We start from the raw sequence: 16115 nt of genomic DNA, 5'->3' as shown, positions 1-16115 counted from the left end.
GCTCTTTTTTTTGCACGTTTAGTCATGGCCCTGATATCTTTTTCTGCGGCGGCTGCGGATTCCGCTCCACAGCTGCTTCAGGCTCAGCCCGATACTGACGGCAATGCCCGTTAAGGCAACGAACAGCGCCAGATATTCAAATGGGGAGTACTCCAGCATTTTGCTCCATTCAATCTTGCCCTTAAGGTCTTCGATCACCTGGTTCATGCCATAAATACCGCTGACTACCGTGAACACCGTCAGGATCATCAGCAGCGTATCCCTTCGTTTGGCCTGAAATTTATCCTGGTATTGAAACAGGTCATTCAGGGTCATTTTGACCTCTTCGAACAGGGCATCATTGCCGTAAACCTTGCGGAGCTGGAAAAAAATCTCTCTCCCCTGGGACTGTGAGATCAGCTCCAGAAAATAAAATTTGGCCGAGAACTTGTTGATCAGAAAAATCAGCTTCTCAATTTCGTCGTAATCATGGTTAATGCGCAGACGGGAATGCATGTTAGCCAGTTTCAGCAGTACTATTTTGTGAAAAATACTCAGCAGCAGCCCGTAATAGTATTCCCCGTACATCTGGTTCACAAGCTGGGTGGCAAGCCCGGGTTCAGCCCGGCTCAGGCAGCAGAATGTCTGCTCATTCGTCATATAGTAGGTTTCCGGTCCCCAGCGGCTGTAGGAATGCTCACGGCAGTAATCCTCAATATAACCGGGATCGCTGGCGCTGATGTGGGGCTTGCCTTCCGGAGTCAGGCCGTCCAGCTGGGAAGCCCGGTAGCGCAGCGCCTCGCTGATCCCCCCTGTATCCTCCCGCCGGTCAAAACCATAAAAGGCCTGAACCAGCATTCGTTCATCCACAAAAAACGGCAGGGTTTCGAAATACGCCCCGTTGATTTCCGAAGGGTCCAGAAAAGGCTCCAGCCCGCGCGCCAGATGCCTGAACACAAAATCCTCTACTTGCTCAAAAGTTCTGTCATGGCAATGAATGGTGGTCTGTTTGTCCTGGTAGGAGACATCCTCCAGTGTGCGGAAGCGGTCAGCGAATTCCAGGGCAACACTGAAAGGGAGCATCTCTTCCTCTATACGGATTCTGATGGTCAGGAACCCGAGTTCGAAAGGACAGATGAACACATCTGTAGAGAGTACCTGAAAATGAACGGACTGAGCTGGCATATCCAGCCTGCAGGAGAGATTGTTGGCCCGGGAAAAACGGCGGAAGGAATCCCTGTCCTTCTCCCGCGGAAACAGCACATGGGCGGCAAACGGGAGGTAGCTGCGCTCCATTTTTTCATGGGACACGCAGTAGCCTTCGCCGTAATAAGCATCCTCCAACTCTTTGTTGCTAAGAAAAAACCGGGTGAAGCCATCCTGCGTCAATTGCCGGATTAGATTCATGTCCTCCCCCTCTTTAAGGGAGAAGGGGAAAATAAACTGCAGCAGCGCGGTATGTAGTGTTGGTTCGGCATCTGCCGGGTTAAGTTCAGGCATTATGGTTCCACCCTTACACACAGGATAATTACACGTTCTATATTACCCTAATTTCCAGGCTGCCACGCTAAGCAGGAACAGCAGGGCGGCAAAAGCGCCAAGCCCCGGGGTCCCTTTCTGTAATGGGTTTATGGCTGGACGCGGGATTCAATACCCTCAGTACGGGTACACTATTATAAGCAACGTGTTTATCATAAATCCAAACTGCGGGCGTGGATATATAAACTTATATCCGCATGATTAGAAAGGAGCTATGTCGTCAATGGATAACAGAGAGCTGGAGCAGACGATCATCAAGACGCTGGATGACAACAAGTTCGGGTCCTTCGGCACGATAGAAGCCGGCAATAAACCTAAGGTGCGTTATATGGCGGTATTTCATGAAGGACTTCAGATTTATTTGGCTACCAACCGCAAAACGCATAAGGTAGAGGAGCTGCGGGATAACCCGAATGCTTTTCTGCTGCTTGGATATGAACAGGGCGGCGGCAAGGATGTGCTGGAGATTGAAGCGACAGTTGCCGTGACCAAGGATGAAAGCCTCCGTTCCAAAGTATGGAACAAAGAACTGGAGAAGTGGTTCAAGGGTCCCGATGACCCCGACTATGTGATCCTTGAGCTGCAGCCGACACGGATAGAATATATGGGCAAGGACCAGCAGCATGGGGTCTGGCAAGGTTCGGCGGCGGTCTCCGGCAAGTAGGGGAAGCAAGGCAAGCAACCCCGGTTTTATGGCAGACGCCATCTTTGGGATACAGGTATAGCCATCTTTGAACCTAACGGTTCCGGGATGGCTTTTTTATCGTTTGGGAAATTATGAAATGCTAAAATATTAGAAATATTAGTATGATATAGGCAGTTCAAGAGGATTGGGTCCTCATCTGCACAATGAAGCGGACAGACCTGAGCGACCGAGCTAGGTTGCATGGTTTAGCGGGTGTGAACCATCGGATTATCCGGCGCTCCCGTTGATTTTGGAACGGCAGGAATCCCTGCGGTCTTAAGCTTTGAATTGTTATTCTCGCTGAAACGGGTACCTGAAAGCGATACTCTGTATCGCTGCTTCGGAAGCATAGGCTCCTAATAAGGACGGTACCCGTTTCTACTTGCTGGAATGGAATGGAATGGGGCCCCCTTGTCCGGTTGACTTACTTATTGGGCCATGGCTGGCTTACGGGAAATCATGATATACTTGCGCTGCAGTACTGACCACAACATGAGCCGGGGGCGGTCCATGAGCTGCATTGATGGCAGGAAAGCCTGCATCGTAAGCATAAGCTGTCTGGAATCCTACCGTCAGTAGCGGTATTAATTCAAGAAATCTGCAGCAAGGGATTGAAGTGGAATTAGTGAACTTAAATCGGCCCGAAAGCGTCCAAGAGAAGGTATTAGTTGGAATAAGTAGACTTATTTGAAGTGAATTCACCTGAAAGGCCAGGAATGGGCCGGATTAGGTTTACTTTTTCCAACTAGCGCTGGCAGACCGAACAGGTGGGGGGATTTTAAGTTCACTTTTTCCACTTGGGCTGAACCGCCTAGCTTAGAGGAATATGAAATTACTAGGTTAAATTATAAGATACAGATAAGATATCCGGCAGTCGAAAACTGGAGGCTCCCAAAGGACGCCGGAGCCATTTTTTGCTTTTTCCAGAATGAGAGAAAGGATTTGACATGTATGAGTGTTACCTTGCTGTATATTGAAGATGACCGGGAGATCGGAAGCGCCGTCTCCGCCGATCTGCGGGAGCGGGAATATGCTGTCCGCTGGCTGGAGAGCGGGGAGGGTGCTGTAGAGGCTGCGGCGGGCTGCCAGCTGGTCATTCTGGACGTCATGCTGCCCGGTCTCGATGGCTTCACGGTAGGCCAGCGGCTGAAGCGGGCGTATCCGAACCTGCCGGTCCTGATGCTGTCCGCGCGGACATCCATCGATGACAAGCTCCAGGGCCTGGAGTTCGCCGATGATTATCTGACCAAGCCTTTTCATCCGGATGAGCTGGCGGCGCGGATCGAAGTACTGTTAAGACGGACAGGAGCTGTCCTGTCCATCCCGTTGAAGCTGAAGCATCTGATGGTATACGAAGGGGACAACCGGATCATAGAGGCAGCCAGCGGCAAAGAAATTTTGCTTACCGGCAAGCAGTTTCAGATTTTCTCCTATTTGCTGCGCCATCTCGGCCAAATACTGACGAAGGAGCAGATCTATGAGGCGGTCTGGGGAGAAAGCTACATAGAAGGCGATAAGACGCTGATGGTGCATATCCGGTATCTGCGTGAGAAGCTTGAGCTTGATCCGGCTGCTCCGGAGATTATTGAGACGGTCCGGGGAATCGGCTACCGGGTGAGAGCATGAGACAACCGGGTTTTTTTCGCAAGCTGCACGCTTCACTCCTCTCACGTTACCTGCTGATTATTATGACAGCGCTGCTGTTCATTCCCGCTGTGCTGGTGATCATTCCACTGACGCTGAACATGGCGCAGGAAGATGTGCCGAAGGAATATGAGAAGTATCAAGACATTAAGGAACTGGAAAAAATCTGGCATAAGGAAGCGGCAGGTCTGCTTGGCAGCTCCCCTGAGAGAATCAATAACCGGCTAAAGGCGCTAAGCTCCGCCTACAGCCTGGCTGCGATGTTCTGGGTAGATGGAGAGGGGCGAACCCGGCTGTCGCTGGAGTCTGCTGATCCGCGGCTTTGGCAGCAGAACGAACGGCGCCCTATCCCCCCGGTGTGGACTGCTGCACAAGCGATTTCCTTCATGAAAAAGAGCATGGCGTATAATCCAAAGCCAATGAATATTGTCGCTTTTGTGGGAGACCGTGCTGAAGCCGGAGAAGGTTTTATGGTTATGCAAATTCCCGACGCCATCATAGAGCGGCATTATTTCGACGGTATGAGTTTAAGATTTACGCTGGTGATGTTTGTGCTTTTTACAGGCTTCATGGTTGTTTCGCTGCTGTTCTTTATCCAAATCCGCAAAAGACTGCTGCGGCTGGAGACGGCCATGGCCTTCACCGGAGAAGATGGTGTGCCGCAATTGATTGATCCGGGCAAGCCCGATGAGATTGGCCGTCTGGAGACGGCCTTTAATACCATGGTAACCGAGCTTGCCGCCAGCCGTGCGCGTGAAGCGGAGGAAGAGGGGCTGCGCAAGCGTCTGGTCTCCGATTTGTCGCATGATCTGCGGACTCCCCTCACTGTGATCCGCAGTCACTTGCATATTCTTGGCAAGGAGCAGCTGACCGGCCGGGGACAGGAATCCCTGAAACTGATGGATGAACGGATTGAAAGCCTCGGTGTCCTGATCGAAAATCTGCTGTCCTACAATCTGCTCAGCAGCGGACGAATGACCCTGAAGCCGGAGCGCAAAGATGTTCTGCGTCTGCTCAGGGAAAGTGCTGCGGCGTGGTATCCGCTGTGGGAGAAGGAAGGGTTCCAGATTGAGATTGATCTGGAGGGGGAGCCGCTGCATTGGAACGTGGATGAGAGCTGGTTCCGCCGCATCCTGGATAATCTGTTCCAGAATATAGTCCGCCACGCGCGGAGCGGACTATACGTGGGGGTGGCTGTGGAGGACAGGGAGGGCGAACGCGTCATCGTCATCCGCGACCACGGCCAGGGCCTGGGCAGCGGCTCCGAGTCCAAAGGGGCAGGCCTGGGCTTATCGATTGTTGATCTGCTGCTGAAGCGGATGGAGCTGGGATGGAAGGTGGACAGCACCAAGCAAGGCACTACTATAGTAATCCTAAGTTTGCCGCACGGAAATTTAAACAAAATTTAAACTGGGCTGCGCCGTGCTTTTAACCTTGGAACGATATGCTGGTTACCGAGGTGAAGAAAATGACGCAAGCAGTGATTGAAACGACAAATTTATTGAAGGAATACCGTGGCCGGGCTGCGGTGGAGCATTTGAATCTGAATATAGGCAAAGGGGAAATCTACGGCTTCCTTGGGCCCAACGGTGCGGGCAAAACAACCACCATCCGCATGCTGCTGGGGCTGATTAAGCCGACTTCGGGAAGCATTAAGATTTTTGGCCAGGATTTGAAACGGAATAAGCTGCAAATCCTGCGCAAAGTGGGTTCGCTTGTAGAATCGCCCTCCTATTACGGGCATTTGAGCGCCTTGGATAATCTGGAGGCGATCCGCCGCATCCTGAATGTGCCAAAGTCCCGAATCGCTGAAGTGCTGGATATTGTATCCTTAACAGGTGAAGAAAAGCGTCCGGTGAAGGGCTTTTCCCTGGGTATGAAGCAGCGGCTTGGCATAGCCGCCGCACTGCTCGGCAGCCCCGAGCTGCTGATTCTGGACGAGCCTACCAACGGACTGGACCCGTCAGGCATTCAGGAAATCCGCTCGCTGATCAAGCGGCTTCCCGTGGAAGAGGGGATTACGGTCCTGGTATCCAGCCATCTCCTAAGTGAAATTGAGCAGATGGCTGGAACGGTCGGCATTATCCGTTCCGGCAGGATGGTGTATCAGGACACGATCGCCCACCTGCAGCAGCAGGCGGCCGGAGATCTGCGTCTTGCCGTGTCGGAGCCGGAAGAAGCGCTGATTCTGGCCAACCGGAGGGGCTGCGGGGGCACATTGCAGGAAGGGCGCATCACCCTGCCCCGGATGAGCGATGTCCGGGTGGCGCTATTGATCAAGGAGCTGGTTGAGAACGGCCATGCCATCTACCGCGTGGAGGAACACAGACAATCGCTGGAGGAATTCTTCCTTCAGGTCGTCGAAGGAGGCCAATCCGTATGATGTGGCGTTCGCTCTCGGCGGATTGGCTGAAAATCCGCGGCAAAGGCTTATGGTTCCTGGTCTTCCTCGGCCCGGTGGGACTCCTTGCCATGCAGGGGCTGAACTTCGGCATGCGCTATGACTATCTGACTGGCCAGTACCAATCCGACCTGTGGGGCGGACTGCTGTCTAACCTGGCCGACTTCGTGCCCGTGGCGCTGTATCTGGGAGGAACGCTGGTCTGCTCGCTGCTGGCAAATGTGGAGCATCAGATGAGCTCCTGGAAACAGCTGCTGGCCCTGCCTATCTCCCGGACCTCCGTATTCATGGCCAAGCTGCTGATCTGTCTGCTGCTTGTCGCCGTCTCCTGCGCGCTGTTGTCAGCAGGGACTGTAGCCTTGGGACTTCTGCTTGGATTTGGTACACAGCCGGTTCCCTATGCGGATGTGCTGCGGATTGGCTTTGCTTCTTATGCCGCCGCCCTGCCCGTGATCGCTCTGCAGCTATGGCTCTCCCTATCGAGCCGCAACCAGACGCTGCCTGTATCGCTTGGCCTTATCTTGTCCCTGTTGAGCCTCTTCTCGACGTTCCTGTCCGAATGGGTTCCTTTGTCCTGGCCTGCCCTCGCCTGGAGCACTTCCCGGCCTTGGCTGTTCAGCGGGGCGGGACTGCTGTTGGGTCTGCTCGTGCTGCTGCCTGGCGCTGTGCATTTCGCGCGAAAGGATGTGAACTAATCATGGGGATCTTCTGGAGAGTGCTATCCGCTGAAAGGCTCAAGATGTCCAAATCCTTCGTCTGGCTGCTGGTTATAGGGAGTCCGGCGGTGGCGATGCTCATTGGAGCGCTTGCCAATATGGAGGAAGAAGGGCAGATGATTACCTGGGAAGTACTGCTTAGTGTGATGTCGCTGTTTCATGCCATGTTCTTTCTGCCGGTGCTGTCAGGGGTTTTTGCTGCGCTGATCTGCCGGGCAGAGCATGCCGACGGCGGCTGGAAGCAGCTGCTGGCCCTGCCGGTTACGCGAACTTCCGTATATCTTGCCAAATACACTATGATTATGGCGCTGCTGGCTGCTGTGCAGCTGCTGTTTTTTGCTGCGGTGCTTGGTGTAGGCGCGCTGCGTGGTGTAGATGTGCCGATTCCCTGGACGATGTTCCTTGCAAGCATCTTCGGCGGCTGGCTGGCCTGCATGCCGCTGGCTGCGCTGCAGCTGGCGATATCCCAGAGCTGGAGCAGCTTCGGGGCACCGCTCGCGCTGAATGTGACCCTCACCATGCCGAATATGCTGATTGCCAATTCTAGCACCTATGGACCTTATGATCCCTGGCTTCAGCCTATGCTGGCCATGTCTCCCTTTGGGGAGGACCGCTTTGGAGCCTTCAATTTACCGCTGGAGAGCTTGATAACCGTTGTATTGGGCAGTTTGATTTTATTTTTGGCCGTCGGCCTGTTCTCCTTCCGGCGTAAAGCTGTCTAAGCCTGACAACGCTGCTGCTTGCTACTCTTCCCATCCCCGGCTGTTCCATGGACATCAGGTAAAGTTTTGTTATAATTAATCGTAGAAGCTTCGATTAACCATCGGTGAGCCGGGTGAATAGATGGAGGAGGGCGAGAGCATGGAGCCAGCGGCACTGGAAGAATGCGACAATACATGCAACGGTTCGGAGCTGGAACCGGAATCTATGGCGTTGATCCTGCCTGACCGCGGGACCACGGATAAAATGGCGGAGATGTTCAAGGCTTTGGGCGATCCGACAAGAGTACGGATGATTTATGCCCTGTCGCAAAGGGAGCTGTGCGTGCATGATTTGTCATCCATCCTGGATATGGGGCAGTCGGCGGTATCCCACCAGCTTCGCTATTTGCGCAACCTGCGGATTGTGAAACGCCGCAAGGAAGGCAAAACCGTATATTATTCGCTGAACGATGCGCATGTGGAGCAGATTTTCCTGCAGACACATGAGCATATCCGGCATGAATAGATGAAAAAGGCTGCCCCGATTGCTTGAGGGGCAGCCTTTGACAGTCCAGGACAACCGGAGATTGCCGGTTGTCCATCTTTATTTTAACCCTATACCCGCAGCTCCCCGTGTTTCAGGGAAGAATTCTCGATCTGCAGTGTTGTATGCTGTATCGCAAAATTTTCCTCCACTACAATAATTGCCTGCTGGAGTATGCTATGGGGGTCAGCGTGATCCTTGATCAGCAGATGTCCGCTGAGCGCATCAAGTCCGGACGTGATGGTCCAGACATGCAGGTCATGGACATCTTCAACCCCGTCGATCTTCAATAAGGCTTCTTTGATATCATTGGTATTGACGGAAACCGGCGTCCCCTCCATCAGAATATGGAAGGCCTGCTTCAGAACCCCCCAGGCGCCTCTAAGGATGAGCAGAGCTACCAGTACGCTAATGATTGGATCGGCAACATACCAGGAGAACAAATTCATGATTAACCCTGCCAGCAGGGCACCGACGGAGCCGAGGGCGTCACCCATGATATGCAGATAGGCGCTGCGTATGTTGATGTTGTCTTTGGTATCGCTTTTACGCATAAGGGACCAGGCGCTGATCAGATTAGCTAAAAGCCCTACAGCCGCTATGATCATCATAGTGCCGCTTGCCACTGCCGGTGGTTCGAAAAACCGCTGCCAGGCCTCCCAGATAATAAACCCGGCAATTACAAACAGCGTAACCCCGTTGAATAATGCGGCCATAATTTCGAACCGGTAGTAACCGTAGGAATTTTTCAATGAAGGCGGTTTGACGGCAAAAATCATTGCCACAAGACTTAATGCCAATGAGGCAGTGTCGCTCAGCATATGCCCGGAATCCGAGAGCAGAGCCAGACTGCCGGTAACTAATCCGCCGAAGAATTCAAGGAACATAATGCCCCCTGTAATGATCAGGGCGATCAGCAGTCCTTTTTTGTTATTGGGCGCGTGGGAATGGGAATGACCGGAATGGCTGTGTCCAGAATGGCTGTGTCCGTGTCGGTCATTATGTACATGCTTCTGCTTATCATTATGCTCGTGGTGCTCTTGATGCTGGTTATGGTCGTGGTGCTCATAATGCTCTTGATGCTCGTTATGCTCGTGGGTATGCCCTTGATGGCTGTGGTTATTCATAAAATGACCCCTTTCCGCGAAAAACATATGAATGAGTGCTCATATGTTAATATTAAACGGGATGAAAGCAGATTACAAGGGACAAGTTATCTGCAACTGTATGTTATTAGAGCTCCGAGGGGTGTTTTGTCGTATATCTTAATAATTATGAAGTCAAAGTCTTGCAATGTAAAAGCCTTGCGACGTAAATTATCCTTCTCCTTCTCGCGGGAACGTATACCTGTACGAATTGAAGCGGACAAGCCGTGTGTTCATAGATCATTATGGTTATGGGGAAGGTGCTAAGTGGAAAAAGTAAAACTAATTTCCCGAAATTCAGGGCTTCCAAGGGTTTAGTGGGAATTATGGAACTTAATTTAAGACAATTATCTCCATATGGGCAAATCCGTCCAGATTAGTGATCCTTTTTCCACCTAACTCCCATCTAGGGGGCGGGCGAGAGGAATTAGTGATCCTTTTTCCAACTATTTAGAGTGAACGCAAGAATCCAACCCGCAGCATGGACGATCTCCTTGATCCACTAGGATTTTGTCCATAAGCCGGACATCATCCTTAAGTTCAGCTATATACCTACAATTTGGGGAACCGGGGAGAGGAATTATTGATACCTTTACCAGCTAATCTCCGGTGGCGAATAGGGGCTGCCTATGTTCATCATAACTACAGGGTGCTTCAGGAGCCAATGAACATGCACCGGGTGGACATTGATGGTTCCGGTATAGGAGGGCTGCAGCCTGAAGATCTAATAAAGCTTCTAATCCGGTTATGCGGGGCAGGGCGGCTCCTGCTTGTAAGTAAATTGGAAAACTATGCTGTTTTTCGCATTGACACCTTAAGATTGAGGGGCATATAATGTGTGTAAGTAAACATATGAACAAATACTCATATATAGGTTTGAACAAGGGAGATGGGTGTTTTGAATGTGGTTCAAGGAAATGTGAGACGTCAGTGGATGCTCGAAGGACTGGACTGTGCCAATTGCGCTATGAAAATCGAAAATAAGGTCAAGAAGATTGAAGGAGTGACGTCCTGCTCGGTGAATTTCACCATGAAGATGATGACCCTGGAAACTGCGGCGGCCGATGCCGAGGCAGTGTCCGCCGAAGCCCGGCGGACGGTTAATATCCTTGAACCTCACGTGAAGGTCAAGGAAGTGAAGCCGGCAGGCTTGCGCAGGAACCCGCAGCCAGGCGCCAGCCCGCAGCACGGGCACAGCCGCGAAGCCCATGCTCATGCTGATGCGCACGGGCACAGCCGCGAAGCCCATGCTCACGCCGATGCGCACGGGCACAGCCACGAAGCCCATACTCATGCTGATGCGCACGGGCACAGCCGCGAAGCCCATGCCCATGCCGATGCGCACGGGCACAGCCATGAACATGGGGAAGGCGATACCCGCCGCATCCTGCTGCGTCTGGGAGCCGGAGGCATCCTTGCGGCGGCGGGAATGTTCCTGCCGGTCAGCGGAATCCTGGAGCTGCTGGTTTTCCTGGCCGCTTATCTGATTGTCGGCGGCGAGGTCGTCTGGTCTGCTGCCCGGAACATCGTCCGGGGCCAGGTTTTCGACGAGAATTTCCTGATGGCACTCGCAACGATAGGGGCCTTCGCTATTGGGGAATACCCCGAAGGCGTAGCTGTCATGCTGTTTTATCAGATTGGCGAGCTGTTCCAGGGGATGGCGGTCAACCGTTCCCGCCGCTCCATCACGGCGCTGATGGATATCCGCCCCGAGTTCGCTAATTTGAAGGAAGCCGGCAATCTAAGACGTGTTGCGCCGGATGAAGTAGGGATTGGCGATCATATTGTGGTCAAACCGGGGGAGAAGGTGCCGCTGGACGGAACCATTCTTGAAGGCAGTGCAATGATGGATACCTCGGCGCTGACCGGGGAATCGGTGCCGCGTGCAGCTGAACCGGGCAGCAAGGTGCTGAGCGGATTTATTAACCGCAATGGTGTGGTTACGATTGAGGTTACTGAGACATTTGGAGAATCGGCCGTCTCCAAAATCCTGGAGCTGGTGCAGAACGCCTCCAATAATAAGGCAAAAACTGAGAATTTTATCACCAAGTTTGCCAGAGGCTATACGCCTGTAGTGGTTACTACCGCGCTCCTGCTGGCTGTAATCCCTCCACTCGTGCTGAGCGGAGCCACTTTCTCGGACTGGATCTACCGGGCGCTTGTATTTCTAGTCATCTCCTGCCCTTGCGCGCTGGTTGTTTCGATCCCGCTTGGCTTCTTCGGCGGCATTGGCGCAGCCTCCAAAAGCGGCATTCTCGTCAAAGGCAGCAACTTCCTGGAGGCCTTGAACGATGTTAAAGTGGTTGTGTTTGATAAGACAGGAACGCTCACGAAAGGCGAATTCAAGGTAACGGGGACCTACCCTTCGGAGGGCTTTAAGGAGAACGATCTGCTGCGGACAGCTGCCTATGCCGAGAGCCACTCCAGCCATCCGATTGCGGAGTCCATCCGGGCGGCTTACGGCCAAGAAATTCCCGGTGACGTTATAGCGGACTACAACGAAATATCCGGACACGGCATTGCCGTTATGGTGGAGGGCAAGGCGGTACTGGCCGGAAACGCACGGTTGATGGAACGTGAAGGCATTGCCAGCCGGACGCCTGAACAGAACGGAACGGTGGTCCATATCGCCATTGATCAGCAGTATGCGGGTTATCTGGTCATTGCTGATGAAGTAAAAGAGGATTCGCTTCAGGCGGTTCAGGCACTTGGACGGCTGGGCATCCACAGAACCGTCATGCTGACGGGCGATGCCTCCCCGGTTGCGGAAGCCGTTGGGCAGCAGCTGGGAATTGAGGAGGTTCACGCTGAACTGCTGCCGCAGCACAAGGTCGAAGCTATCGAGAAGCTGGAGCGGGAGAAATCACAGCGGGAGAAGATTATTTTTGTCGGCGACGGGATTAATGATACTCCGGTACTCGCCAGGGCGGATGTCGGCATCGCTATGGGTGGACTGGGCTCGGATGCGGCGATTGAAGCGGCAGATATCGTCATTATGACTGACGAACCGTCAAAAATCGCCACAGCGGTCAGCATTGCCAAGCGCACGCGGACCATCGTCTGGCAGAATATTATTTTTGCCCTGGCAGTGAAGGCATTATTCCTGCTGCTGGGAGCTTTCGGGATTGCCACGATGTGGGAAGCCGTCTTCTCGGATGTGGGTGTGACCGTGCTTGCGGTACTGAACAGCGTCCGGGCCCTGCAGGTTCCCAAATCTGTATGACTTGGCAATAGTCATGGGCAGCAAATAAATAATACGAAAAAAATAAGCATTCGGGATCCCATAATGTGGGTCTTGAGGCTTATTTTTTATGTTGAAACTAATGGTCTTTGTCTGTTATTGCCGATATAACACTATAGATTTACAGCATATGGAAGATCATTATCAGTTTTGCTGGGGGGAACTATGGTGGATAAGACAGATGTACCGGAAAAAATGAAAATGAAAGCAAAAGAAAGAAAATCAGCATCCGTTCAAACCAAATGGTCACTTGTGATCCTTGCCATTGCCATTGTGCCTTTACTGGGGACGACCATCTTTTTTATGCAGTATTTTGGCGGTGTGACCCGGTCGAACAGCGAGGAGCTGGCCACTAAAATATTAGAGATGAACACTTCGCGCATCGATGAGTGGTTGAAGAGCCGGACCTCGGCCGTGCAGGAGCTTATTGCGCAGCATCCGGAGTTCGATACCGCGCAGCCGCAGAGTATTTTTCCGGTGGTTAAGATCCTGGAAGAGAGTGATAAGCAATCGGAAGGCTACAGTGTCATTAACAAAGAGGGCTTGCTGACCAATACGATGAACCTGACGGCCGATATGGCGAAATCCGCTTATTTCTTAAAAGCCAAGGAATCCCTTGCGCCGGCAGTGGGAGATATGTCGTACCTGGAGCCGCTCAAAAAATACATCATTCCGCTGATCGTCCCTGTAGTGGATAAGAAGCAGCAATTCAGCGGAGCAATTGCATTTTCGGTTACACCCGATATCTTAAATGAGATGAGTAAAAGTATCCATGTGGCTGAGAGCGGCTACGGCTATGTAGTCTCCGGCAAAGGGGACTATTACGCATATTCCGATATGAGCCGGATCGGGAAAAATATGGCGGATTATGCCAAGGAGCCGGAACTGAAGAAGGCTGTCACCGCCATGCTCAGCCGCGAAAGCGGTTCGGAAACCTATAGAGGTGAAGACGGAAAGACGATTATTACCTATTACAAGACCATTCCCGGTACGGATTGGAAGCTGATGATCAATGTGCCGAAAAGCGAGATTTTTGCCAAAGTGAATGCGGCTCAGCGCTTGGCTACCCTATTAATCATCGGCACCATCCTGCTGGTGACATTGATTTCACTCTATCTTACCCGTATGGCGGTTAAGCCGCTTGTGGCGATCTCCGGTGTCATGAAAAGAGTGGCCGAAGGCTATCTGAGTGAACGGGTGGAAGTCCGTTCGGGGGATGAAATCGGACAGATGAGCAAAAGCATTAATGATACGGTCAGTTCGCTGTCTGGAATTGTCGGTACGATTGATGCTACCGTGCTTCAGGTAGCGGCTGCCGCCGAAGGGCTGCTGGAATACGCCAACCATTCCTCAAATACCTCGGCTGAAATTGCTACCGTCATCCAGGAGGTGGCGCATGGCATGGAGGAGCAGTTCAAGGGATCAGAGCAATCGGCCCGGGCTACCGAAGAAATGGCTGTGGGCCTGCAGCGAATTGCCGAATCCAGCGTAAGTGTGTCCGATCAGGCGGAAGCGGTAAGTACGGAGGTTCAAAACGGCTATCTGGAGATTCAATCCACGCTTGAACAAATGACGGTCATCACTACAACCGCAGGCCAAACTGCTGATCTGATTCAGACCCTTACGCAGCAATCGGAACATATCGGACAAATCATCGATGTCATCTCGGAGATCGCTAATCAGACCGGGCTGCTCTCGCTCAACGCTTCAATAGAAGCGGCCCGCGCAGGTGAGCATGGACGGGGCTTCGGCGTCGTGGCAAATGAAGTGAAGAAGCTGGCTGAACGCACCAATGCCTCGATTGTTGATATTGTCGAGCTGATCAAGCAGATTCAGACTTCCACAACCAATGCTGCGCAGTCCATGGAAAAGAGCATCGCCGAGATTGGCGACGGTATGGGCAAAATGAAAAATGTGGGGAGCTCCTTTGAACATATCCGTTCCTCTATCCGAGAGGTCTCGATGCAGATCCAGGACGTTTCCGCCATCAACGAAGAAATGTCTGCGGGGACCGAGGAAATCACAGCTTCAGTCTCCGATATGCTTACCATTGCCAAGGATTCGGCGGAGAATGCCCAGGCGGTATCCCACGCTTCTTCCGAACAAATGGAGCTTATGAAAAAGGTAGTCAGCTCGGCGCAATCCCTCAATGAGATGATGTCCGCGCTGAAAGGCGAGATTGAGAAATTCCGCTAAGCTTAGTTTATTTAAAAACACACAAACACCCCTCAATGCTGCACACTCCCGTGTGTGTAGTTGAGGGGTGTTTTTTATTATGTCAGACCTTTTCTTCTAGGTGCAGGCTCTCAATGCCCCGGCGGATAATGCTGCAGGAAGCCTCGAGCTTCTTGGATTCCTCTGCACTCAGGTTCAGCTCCAGCAGTTCCTGTATGCCGCCCCTGCCGATGATTGCCGGTGCTCCGGCGCATACACCGCTTTGGCCGTATTCGCCGTCCAATATGGCGGAGACGGCAATGATTTTGTGCTCATCATTCAGGATGGAGCGGGTGATGTAGGCCAGCGCGCTGCCGATGCCAAAATGCGTCGAGCCCTTGCGCGTGAAGATCTCCCAGCCGGCATCCTTGGTTTTGCGGGCGATGTCTTCCAGATCCAGTGTGCTGAACCGTTCCCGGTGCTGCTCTATGATCTGCAGAATCGGTTTGCCGCCGATGGTCACATGGGACCAGGCAACAAACTGGGACTCGCCGTGTTCCCCGAGCGCATAACCGTTGACACTGCGGGGATCGATGGTAAAGACCTCCGATAGCAGCGTCTTCAGCCGCGATGAGTCAATAGATGTTCCGGTGCCGATGACTCTGTGGCGGGGCAGGCCGGAAATTTTCCATACCATATAGGTGACAATATCAACAGGATTGGCGGCGATCACGAAGATGCCATCGAAACCTCCGGCCATAATTTCGGTAACAATATCCTTGGTGATCACTGCCGCAGCATCAAGGACATCCAGTCTGCTCTGTCCCGGCTTGGGATTGGCGCCCGCTGTCAGAATGACAACGTCCATTCCGGCGCAATCGCTGGAGGTGCCGGCATATACCTTGGTGCGTGTTCCGGTGAAATCCATGCAATGCGAGAGATCAAGCGCTTGTGCCATGGCGCGGTCATAAGTACGGTCAATCATCATGATTTCATCGCATATAGCCTGATTGACCATGGAATAGGCACAGCTGGAACCGACCATTCCCGAGCCGACGATCGCCACTTTTCTTGATTTACTTTTCAATTGTCTTGTCCCCACTCTCTAAAAGTATGCTTATATTCTAACTGATCTCATCGTAAGTTACCTGACATCAGAAACAAAAAAAACTGGCTGTTTCGTGCGAATTTAGTCAAAAGTGACATGGGGGGTTAGGAATGGCTGGGCGGATTACTAGTAGTATATGCAAATTAGCGGAAAAAGGGGAATGTAAGATGACAATGAACCGTAGAATGATCCACTAAAAAGGAGCATTCTTGAGGCAGCGAGGCTCCCGAATGCTCTTTTTTATAATTAGATGATGTT

The 16115-nt window shown here is 52.3% G+C and carries 12 protein-coding genes; 9 read left to right on the top strand and 3 right to left on the bottom strand.

The window, feature by feature from the left end:
- Window positions 1–18: 18 nt before the first annotated feature.
- On the bottom strand, window positions 19–1479 hold the full coding sequence (locus BLQ82_RS05470) for a hypothetical protein (RefSeq protein ID WP_062525091.1): 1461 nt from the start codon (window positions 1477–1479) through the stop codon (window positions 19–21).
- A 262-nt stretch (window positions 1480–1741) separates the two neighbouring features.
- Here BLQ82_RS05470 and BLQ82_RS05465 point away from each other — a divergent pair, with 262 nt between their 5' ends.
- The 7 genes from BLQ82_RS05465 (at window position 1742) to BLQ82_RS05435 (ending at window position 8191) form a co-directional block, all read left to right on the top strand.
- Window positions 1742–2182, top strand: coding sequence for a pyridoxamine 5'-phosphate oxidase family protein (locus BLQ82_RS05465; RefSeq protein ID WP_082722733.1), 441 nt, complete (start codon window positions 1742–1744; stop codon window positions 2180–2182).
- A gap of 972 nt (window positions 2183–3154) precedes the next feature.
- Entirely contained in the window at window positions 3155–3829 is a 675-nt protein-coding gene (locus BLQ82_RS05460) for a response regulator transcription factor (protein ID WP_039838979.1), read from the top strand.
- A complete protein-coding gene (locus BLQ82_RS05455; protein WP_062525094.1) occupies window positions 3826–5256 on the top strand; it encodes a sensor histidine kinase in 1431 nt (476 codons plus the stop codon). Before BLQ82_RS05460 ends, BLQ82_RS05455 begins: the two co-directional genes overlap by 4 nt.
- Window positions 5257–5315: 59 nt before the next feature.
- On the top strand, window positions 5316–6230 hold the full coding sequence (locus BLQ82_RS05450; protein ID WP_062525301.1) for an ABC transporter ATP-binding protein: 915 nt from the start codon (window positions 5316–5318) through the stop codon (window positions 6228–6230).
- Window positions 6227–6943: an ABC transporter permease gene (locus BLQ82_RS05445; RefSeq protein WP_062525096.1), complete on the top strand. Its 717-nt coding sequence runs from the start codon at window positions 6227–6229 to the stop codon at window positions 6941–6943. Before BLQ82_RS05450 ends, BLQ82_RS05445 begins: the two co-directional genes overlap by 4 nt.
- 2 nt (window positions 6944–6945) lie before the next feature.
- Complete coding sequence (locus BLQ82_RS05440; RefSeq protein ID WP_062525098.1) at window positions 6946–7686, top strand: ABC transporter permease; 741 nt, start codon at window positions 6946–6948, stop codon at window positions 7684–7686.
- 139 nt (window positions 7687–7825) lie between these two features.
- Complete coding sequence (locus BLQ82_RS05435; protein WP_025705626.1) at window positions 7826–8191, top strand: ArsR/SmtB family transcription factor; 366 nt, start codon at window positions 7826–7828, stop codon at window positions 8189–8191.
- 89 nt (window positions 8192–8280) lie between these two features.
- Here the strand turns inward: BLQ82_RS05435 and BLQ82_RS05430 are convergent, their stop codons facing one another.
- Window positions 8281–9336 (bottom strand): cation diffusion facilitator family transporter, encoded by a 1056-nt coding sequence (locus BLQ82_RS05430; RefSeq protein WP_082722734.1) that lies wholly within the window; start codon window positions 9334–9336, stop codon window positions 8281–8283.
- A 916-nt stretch (window positions 9337–10252) separates the two neighbouring features.
- Between BLQ82_RS05430 and BLQ82_RS05425 the strand changes: the two genes are divergently transcribed.
- Both BLQ82_RS05425 and BLQ82_RS05420 read left to right on the top strand, forming a co-directional pair.
- Window positions 10253–12577, top strand: coding sequence for a heavy metal translocating P-type ATPase (locus BLQ82_RS05425; protein ID WP_062525102.1), 2325 nt, complete (start codon window positions 10253–10255; stop codon window positions 12575–12577).
- A gap of 219 nt (window positions 12578–12796) precedes the next feature.
- Window positions 12797–14791 (top strand): methyl-accepting chemotaxis protein, encoded by a 1995-nt coding sequence (locus BLQ82_RS05420; RefSeq protein ID WP_244280704.1) that lies wholly within the window; start codon window positions 12797–12799, stop codon window positions 14789–14791.
- Between the two features lie 82 nt (window positions 14792–14873).
- Here BLQ82_RS05420 and BLQ82_RS05415 read toward each other — a convergent pair whose 3' ends face one another.
- Complete coding sequence (locus tag BLQ82_RS05415; protein WP_062525104.1) at window positions 14874–15836, bottom strand: L-lactate dehydrogenase; 963 nt, start codon at window positions 15834–15836, stop codon at window positions 14874–14876.
- Between the last annotated feature and the right edge of the window lie 279 nt (window positions 15837–16115).

The organism is Paenibacillus jilunlii, assembly GCF_900102965.1.
GTDB lineage: Bacteria > Bacillota > Bacilli > Paenibacillales > Paenibacillaceae > Paenibacillus_AQ > Paenibacillus_AQ jilunlii.
Note: the sequence above shows the minus strand (reverse complement) of the source record. Positions and strands in the feature narration are given on the sequence as shown.

What these genes read in the sequence shown, in the direction of transcription:
- BLQ82_RS05440 (WP_062525098.1), top strand. Translation starts at nt 6,946, where the DNA reads ATGGGGATCTTCTGGAGAGTGCTATCCGCTGAAAGGCTCAAGATGTCC.
- BLQ82_RS05455 (WP_062525094.1), top strand. Translation starts at nt 3,826, where the DNA reads ATGAGACAACCGGGTTTTTTTCGCAAGCTGCACGCTTCACTCCTCTCA.
- BLQ82_RS05420 (WP_244280704.1), top strand. Translation starts at nt 12,797, where the DNA reads ATGAAAGCAAAAGAAAGAAAATCAGCATCCGTTCAAACCAAATGGTCA.
- BLQ82_RS05445 (WP_062525096.1), top strand. Translation starts at nt 6,227, where the DNA reads ATGATGTGGCGTTCGCTCTCGGCGGATTGGCTGAAAATCCGCGGCAAA.
- BLQ82_RS05465 (WP_082722733.1), top strand. Translation starts at nt 1,742, where the DNA reads ATGGATAACAGAGAGCTGGAGCAGACGATCATCAAGACGCTGGATGAC.
- BLQ82_RS05430 (WP_082722734.1), bottom strand. Translation starts at nt 9,336, where the DNA reads ATGAATAACCACAGCCATCAAGGGCATACCCACGAGCATAACGAGCAT.
- BLQ82_RS05460 (WP_039838979.1), top strand. Translation starts at nt 3,155, where the DNA reads ATGAGTGTTACCTTGCTGTATATTGAAGATGACCGGGAGATCGGAAGC.
- BLQ82_RS05450 (WP_062525301.1), top strand. Translation starts at nt 5,316, where the DNA reads ATGACGCAAGCAGTGATTGAAACGACAAATTTATTGAAGGAATACCGT.
- BLQ82_RS05470 (WP_062525091.1), bottom strand. Translation starts at nt 1,479, where the DNA reads ATGCCTGAACTTAACCCGGCAGATGCCGAACCAACACTACATACCGCG.
- BLQ82_RS05435 (WP_025705626.1), top strand. Translation starts at nt 7,826, where the DNA reads ATGGAGCCAGCGGCACTGGAAGAATGCGACAATACATGCAACGGTTCG.